This is a genomic window from Streptomyces chiangmaiensis, from assembly GCF_036281785.1.
Taxonomy (GTDB): domain Bacteria; phylum Actinomycetota; class Actinomycetes; order Streptomycetales; family Streptomycetaceae; genus Streptomyces; species Streptomyces chiangmaiensis.
Genome location: NZ_JAYWVC010000316.1, coordinates 1 through 6,384 on the forward strand (window position 1 = coordinate 1; position 6,384 = coordinate 6,384).

The 6,384-nt window shown below is 67.8% G+C and carries 8 protein-coding genes and 2 pseudogenes; 6 read left to right on the forward strand and 4 right to left on the reverse strand.

The window, feature by feature from the left end; all coding sequences use genetic code 11:
* Positions 1-598 precede the first annotated feature (598 nt).
* Positions 599-727, reverse strand: a pseudogene (locus VXC91_RS41070) (integrase core domain-containing protein); the annotation flags it as partial.
* A gap of 276 nt (positions 728-1,003) precedes the next feature.
* Between VXC91_RS41070 and VXC91_RS41075 the strand changes: the two are divergent.
* From VXC91_RS41075 to VXC91_RS41095, 5 genes are all read left to right on the forward strand, one after another.
* Positions 1,004-1,306 (forward strand): DUF427 domain-containing protein, encoded by a 303-nt coding sequence (locus tag VXC91_RS41075; RefSeq protein ID WP_329512474.1) that lies wholly within the window; start codon positions 1,004-1,006, stop codon positions 1,304-1,306.
* Positions 1,303-1,878 (forward strand): SRPBCC family protein, encoded by a 576-nt coding sequence (locus VXC91_RS41080; protein WP_329512467.1) that lies wholly within the window; start codon positions 1,303-1,305, stop codon positions 1,876-1,878. The genes VXC91_RS41075 and VXC91_RS41080 overlap by 4 nt, the downstream gene beginning before the upstream one ends.
* 72 nt (positions 1,879-1,950) lie before the next feature.
* Complete coding sequence (locus tag VXC91_RS41085) at positions 1,951-2,406, forward strand: MauE/DoxX family redox-associated membrane protein (protein WP_329512468.1); 456 nt, start codon at positions 1,951-1,953, stop codon at positions 2,404-2,406.
* Positions 2,390-2,701 (forward strand): mercury transporter, encoded by a 312-nt coding sequence (locus VXC91_RS41090; protein ID WP_329512469.1) that lies wholly within the window; start codon positions 2,390-2,392, stop codon positions 2,699-2,701. The genes VXC91_RS41085 and VXC91_RS41090 overlap by 17 nt, the downstream gene beginning before the upstream one ends.
* Before the next feature lie 39 nt (positions 2,702-2,740).
* Entirely contained in the window at positions 2,741-3,499 is a 759-nt protein-coding gene (locus VXC91_RS41095) for a radical SAM protein (RefSeq protein ID WP_329512470.1), read from the forward strand.
* Between the two features lie 84 nt (positions 3,500-3,583).
* Here the strand turns inward: VXC91_RS41095 and VXC91_RS41100 are convergent, their stop codons facing one another.
* Positions 3,584-4,171, reverse strand: a complete 588-nt coding sequence (locus VXC91_RS41100) for a carboxymuconolactone decarboxylase family protein (RefSeq protein WP_329512471.1) — start codon at positions 4,169-4,171, stop codon at positions 3,584-3,586.
* Positions 4,172-4,229: 58 nt separating this feature from the next.
* Between VXC91_RS41100 and VXC91_RS41105 the strand changes: the two genes are divergently transcribed.
* A complete protein-coding gene (locus VXC91_RS41105; RefSeq protein ID WP_329512472.1) occupies positions 4,230-4,898 on the forward strand; it encodes a TetR/AcrR family transcriptional regulator in 669 nt (222 codons plus the stop codon).
* Positions 4,899-4,986: 88 nt separating this feature from the next.
* On the opposite strand, the gene VXC91_RS41110 is transcribed toward VXC91_RS41105, so the two are convergent.
* Both VXC91_RS41110 and VXC91_RS41115 read right to left on the reverse strand, forming a co-directional pair.
* Positions 4,987-5,334 (reverse strand): DUF7848 domain-containing protein, encoded by a 348-nt coding sequence (locus tag VXC91_RS41110; protein ID WP_329512473.1) that lies wholly within the window; start codon positions 5,332-5,334, stop codon positions 4,987-4,989.
* A pseudogene (locus tag VXC91_RS41115) lies at positions 5,331-5,514 on the reverse strand (hypothetical protein). Before VXC91_RS41115 ends, VXC91_RS41110 begins: the two are co-directional and overlap by 4 nt.
* Between the last annotated feature and the right edge of the window lie 870 nt (positions 5,515-6,384).

Sequence of the window (6,384 nt, forward strand, 5' to 3'; positions counted from 1 at the left end):
CGGAGGCCCAGGCATGCTGGACTCGCAGGACGACGAACCGGCGCTGGGCCACCTGGTGCCCGGCGATGTCAACGGCGACGGCGGTGTGGGACGACTTGTGGGGATCGACACCGATCAAGATCACAGGCTGCTGCCCTCGCACTCGATGAGACGGGCAGGGAAGTGCGGTGGGCACCCTGACTCGAAGTCACTGCGTCACCTTCATGCCTCTGTCGAGCCACACCGCGCGGGTGCCGGCCGGCGGCGGCACGCTATCAGTGAGCCAGCCCGAGGGCGGCAAGGAGCACTGCGGGCCCGTGCCGACCGGCACCCTAGACGCTACGGCTGCAGACCGAGCATCTGGGGTCGATTCAACAAGTCAGGAGCTTGGTCCAGAAGCCCCGTCACTATCTTGTCCACCCGCCTCTTGGGCGGGAGTGGGCGGCCGGCGGTGCCGAGCGGGGCGGAGACATGAGCGCGGGTGCCGCCTGCCGCCCGCGCCCGTCCGGAGGAGCGAAGCGACGACGGGTGCTTGATGAAGTAGGGAAGGTTCTACCGCGCCATGATCCGACAGCGCGGGGTCAGCGCCGGGTCACGCTGTGCCACTGACGATGACCGGTTACGCCTGGGTCGTGGTCTTCTGCTTGAGGCGTTCGTAGGGGGTCTGTCCGCCAAGACCGCTGTGGGGGCGATGGTAGTTGTAGTAGTCCTCCGACTCGCGGAGCTTGTCGTTGAACACCTCGGCGTCGATGAGCTGGCGGAGGATACGAGATTCGAACTCGTGAGGGGTTGCCCCCAACACGCTTTCCAAATGTTCGTCTGCGGGTACGGGGATGTGCGGGAGCGTTCTGACCTGCGGTGCAGCAGGGACGGGTGGGGTATCTGAACGGTGCTGGACGCCGGTGAATGCAACCACCTGCCGACGCGGGCGGGGGAGTGTAAGCGGGGTCACCGACGGGCCAGCGGGTGGCGTCTAGCGTCGCGGCATGGACTACAGAGATCTCGTTGGAGGCGGGCGGTCATGATGCGCGCCGTGTGGAATGGCACTGTGCTTGCGGAGGCCGAGCAGACCGTCGTGGTGGAGGGCAGTCACTACTTCCCGTCCGAGTCGCTCCACCATGAGTACTTCACCGAGAGCCGGGCCAGGTCGCTGTGTTTCTGGAAGGGACTCGCCCGCTACTACACGGTGTCCGTTGGTGGGCAGACCAACGTGAACGCCGCCTGGTACTACCCGCACCCCAGCCCGCTGGCCAGAAAGATCAAGGGCCATGTCGCTTTCTGGAACGGCGTCGTGGTCGAGGAAGTGGCACCGGAGGAGAGCCGGTGAGCGCGCGCGGGTGGCGCGTAGCGGGTTGGGCCGTCGGTGTGGGCGGCTCGCTGGTCGCCGGGTACCTGGGGCTGGTGACCGGAGCCGTCCCGGTCGACGTGGGCGTGGGGCGCCGTAGCCGTGCGTTGGGTCCGCAGGCCGTCGACATCGCGGCGCCGCCGGAGACGGTCTTCGACGTGGTGGCCCGGCCGTATCTGGGCCGTACCCCGCGGGCGATGCGTGAGAAGCTGCATGTGCTGGAACGCGGCAGTGACCTGGTGCTGGCCGAGCACTTCACGCCGATCGCGGGCGGGCGGCTGAGAGCGGTCACGGTGGAGACGGTCCGCTTCACCCGTCCTGAGCGCATCGACTTCCGCCTGGTGCGCGGCCCGGTGCCGCATGTGACGGAGTCCTTTGTGCTGAGCGGGACGGCGGCGGGGACACGGCTGGTGTATGAGGGGCAGCTGGGTACCGACCTGTGGCGGCTGGGGCAGTGGTGGGGCGGTGCGGTGGCCGCCCGCTGGGAGGCCGCGGTCGCCGCCTCGCTTGCCTCGGTCAAGGCCGAGACCGAACGCCGTTCAGCAACGGCATGACGGTGAATCCGCGGCTGGTTCGGTGAGCGCGCTTACAGTTCTCGTCACCCCGGTGGCCGTAGCGTCGCGGGCATGGTTCTCCGTCTCGTACTCGGCGCGGTCTACACGGCCATGGCGGTCGGCCAGCTCGCCTCCCTCACCGGTATGCCGGCCATTGTCGGGGCGTACGGTTTGGTGCACGGCGTCGCGGCGGCTGTGCTCGTCGTACTGCTGATCGCCGGAGAGTTGGTGTGCGGTGTGTGGTTCCTGACCCGTCCCCGGTCGACGGCCATCACCCCCGTGTGGGTCTACACGGCCGTGTCGCTGGCATGGAGCGGACTGGCCGTCCAGGCGTATGCGCGGGGGCTGCCCGTGGACAACTGCGGCTGCTTCGGAAACTACCTCACCCAGAGGCTGAGCTGGTTCGTCCTTCTCCAGGACGCGCTCACCCTCGTGTACGCCGCAGTGCTTGTGCACACGGCCCGTGCGGCCTCCGCGAGGGAGTCGGCCGGTGAGGCGGAGGTGGGTCGTGGTGTCCCGGTCCCGTGAGCGTTCCGGATTCGGCGGGGCGGTCGCCGTCGTCGGAGCGGCTCTGGTCGTGGTGGTGTGCTGTGCGGGTCCGCTGCTTGTGGCGGGAGGGGTGCTCGGCGCCGTCGGCGGTGTGCTGTCGAATCCGTGGCTGGTCGCAGTCGGCGCCGTCGTGCTCCTGGCCGGCACGGCGTATGCCCTGCGGTGGCGGGTTCGGCGTCGGCGCGGTGCCGGGTCGGAGGACTGCTGTCCGTCGGTCTCGGACCGGCACCCGCACGACCGCGACGACGACAATCCGGGCCGTGACGTCCGGTGACAAATGGGGGGCGTCGACCCCTGCGAGAGGAGTTCTGTGATGCCCCAGGCGTCTGCGCCGAGGCGGAAGGTGGACCGGGACGAGGTGTTCGTGGAGTTCACCAAGTCGATCTGCCCGTTGTGCAAGGTGCCGGTCGACGCGCAGGTCAACATCCGCGAGGACAAGGTGTACCTGCGTAAACGCTGTCACGATCACGGGGAGTTCGAGGCTCTGGTGTACGGGGACGCCGAGGAGTACCTGGCCTCGGCCCGCTTCAACAAGCCCGGCACCATCCCGCTGACGTTCCAGACCGAGGTCAAGGAAGGCTGTCCGCTCGACTGCGGGCTGTGCCCGGAGCACAAGCAGCACGCCTGCCTCGGGATCATCGAGGTCAACACCGGCTGTAACCTGGACTGCCCGATCTGCTTCGCCGACTCCGGTCACCAGAGATGGGGGTCCCCCCGCTCGAGCGGAGCCGAGAGTGGGGGAGGTTACTCCATTACCCGCGAGCAGTGCGAGCGGATGCTCGACGCGTTCGTGGAGTCCGAGGGCGAGGCGGAGGTGGTGATGTTCTCCGGTGGCGAGCCCACCATTCATAAGCACATTCTCGACTTCATCGATCTTGCCCAGGCCCGCCCCATCAGGACGGTCAACCTCAACACCAACGGCATCCGCCTGGCCACCGATCGGAACTTCGTCGCCGAGCGGGAGACGACCACCAAGGTCCTGCGCGAGTTCGCCGACCGCGGGCTGCTGCGTCTGGCCCGGGGCCGCATCACGGTCCTGGACCCGGTACGCCTGAACGACGCCGCCGGATAGCCCAACGAAGTATTCCGGCGATCCGGTCTGCGATATCGAACGGGTACGCGGGCGTCGCTGGGCAGAGTGCCCAGCGACCCCAGGTCAGTCCTGCCAGGCGCGGTCGGCGAACATCTTGTCCACAGGAGTGTGGAACAGGTGGTTGGTGTAGTTGCTGATCGTCTTCACCGAGACGGCGAGCACCACCTGCAGGATGTCGGTTTCAGCGAATCCGGCGGCCAGGAAGGCGTCGACCTGGTCGGCGGTGGGGAGACCACGGCCCTCGACCATGGCCGCGGTGAACGTGGACAGGGCGTCCAGGCGGGCGTCGGGCAGCGGCTTGCCGTCGCGGATGGCGTCGGTGACCTCGGCGGGGACCTTGTTCATGTCCGCCAGCGTGCTGTGCGCGGCGACGCAGTAGGTGCAGCCGTTGACCCGGCTGATGGTGAGCAAGACCGTCTCCTGCTCGGCCGGAGTGAAGCCGGAGCCGGAGCGGAAGGCGTTGTAGCCGTTCAGGTAGGTCTCCAGCAGCCCGGGCGCGTTCGCCATCCGCGCGTACATGTTCGGGATCATCCCCGTCTGTGCCTTGGCCTTGGCCAGCACCTCGGCGACGGCGGGGTCCTGGTCGTTCAGCGTGCGGGCGGGCAGGGAGAGCGGTCGCTCGGCGTGGGCCATGGGGTGCTCCTCAGGCATGGACTAACTATTTCTGGAGTGAATGCTCCGTAATGATTCTGGATCGTACACTTCATAAATGCAACAAGACCGATCCGCTCCGGCCGGTGTCTCCCGCCGTGGAAGGCCACGCTCGTTCGACCTCGACGTGGTCACAGCGGCAGCGCTGCGCACGCTGTGGACCAAGGGCTACGAAACAACGTCGATCGAGGACCTGGTACAGGCCACAGGGCTGGCGCCGTCCAGCCTGTATGCGGCCTTCGGTAGCAAGCAGGGAGTGCTGGAGGCAGCACTCGCGCGCTACGACCGCGACCGCGAGGACCTTCTGGCCCCCCTGGAGCGCGGCTCCGGCGGCCTGGACGACCTCCGCCGCTTCCTCTCGTCCATCCGCCACAGCCTGACCCAGTCCGATGGCCCCGGCTGCTTCATGGTGAACACCGCCACCGAGGTGGCCCCACGCGACGACCGGATAGCCGAACGCGCCAACCGCTACCGCGAGCGCGTCCGCGATGGCATTGCCGCAGCCCTGGGGCGCGCTGCCGCCCGAGGGGAACTCGCACTCCAGGACGCCGAGGACATCACCGGCAGAGCGAGACTCCTTCAGGCCGCCGTCTACGGGGTGCAGGTCGCCGCGCGCGGCGGAGCGACCGAGGAGGCACTCGCCACAGTGGATGCCCTGCGACGCCAGGTCGAGCAGTGGGCTGGTGAGGCCGTACAACTCCGGGACCGCCAGCCAGAGGATCGCTGACAGTTCGGCTCTGGAGTAGCGGCAGGGTCTGTGAGGTCATCTCCCACTTGTTGCCGCGGGCCCTTGACCTGGTTCATGGGGGTGGGCCTCAAGGGGTGGTGTCGGAGACCGCGACGCTGATCACGAAGCCGCACGAGCCAGCGATCACGATGATCAGCAAGGTCCCGCGAAGCGGCCCAGCCAGGCCATCACCTGCCGCGTCACTGGTGCCGCCACGTCGCCACGGTCGGGTGATGATCTCTCGGAAGGTGTGGTGTGACGGGTGTCGGCCGCAGTGCTCCAGCACCCAGTTCTGGGGCGTGGCGAAGTCCTCGCTGGGCGGCGATGTCTCGCCGTCCACGACGCACTGCATCGCGTAGGTCGTTGGCTCCGAGTCGGGCTCGCGGTCCGGTTCGAGCGTCCAGGTCTCGTGCCGAAGGACGGCGCGTGGGCTCACCGTCCCCACCGTCCGTTCGCTACCGCCACTTTGGCACTCAGCACCTCGGCCTGGTTGGGATGGCGTAGCTCCGCAGGTGGAACGTCCCACTCCCTGCCGCCCTGGCGGCGGGCGGAGCTGAACGTAGGGGCCGACGCATCCCATGACCACGCCTACTTGATCGTTGCGCTTGTCGACCATCAGCGTCCCCGCGTCAGCCTGCTCTACCGGCTGGCGGTGCAGCGGCTGGCGGTGCAGCGGCCGGCGGTTCTTGGAGTGCAAAACAGGATCTATCCCGAGTCGGCCCTGCGCACTGACGACCGTGGGGAGATGCTGGTTTTCGGTGTCGAGAACCAAGGAGGATTCGTCTGGTCGCTCTTGTGGACGCTCGGCGGTGAGGAGACCGAGCCGACCTTTGGTTCTGCGACGACAGCGAAAGGCCGATCGCCGAACAGGAGTCGCTCAGTGGTTTCCTCCTTCAGTTCTCACTCTTTGAGGCCACCATGGGCGCGGACTACCTGGCGTTGCCTCGCAGCCTTGAACTCACAGCACAACAGGTTGACCAGCTACCGCACTGCGCTCCTGCCTTCGGCCCGCTCCGCGCGCGCTGCGCCGACGCGCGCCCACGTGCGGATAAGGCCGGAGGCCATGAGACGAGCACCGCAGGGAGCGGCCACGGCCAGAACGAGCCTCCGGCGGGGGCGCTCAGGCTCCGAGACGGGGCGCCGTTCGCGAGTGCCGGCCGAGTAGTGGCGTGCGAGGGGGAGCTCCCATCTCGCCTGCCATCGACCCAGGCAAAACCGAGCAGACGCGGCCCCGGGCGTCCAATGGCGCGCTCCACCTGGACGCCCGGAACCACGCCCGCTCCACGGTGTGTGGGTCGACGGCAGACGGGATGGGAGCTGGGGAGAATTGTGGGTTGAGGAAGCGCGCAGCTTGCGGATGAAACACAGCTCGTATGCGACGACCGAAGTGCTCTAGCTTGTCGCGCCTGTTGTTGTGGTTGTTGTCGTAGTGGTTGTTGTCGTGACTGTTGAGACTTCTCGCTTCTCTGCTGCTTCGGCGGCGGGG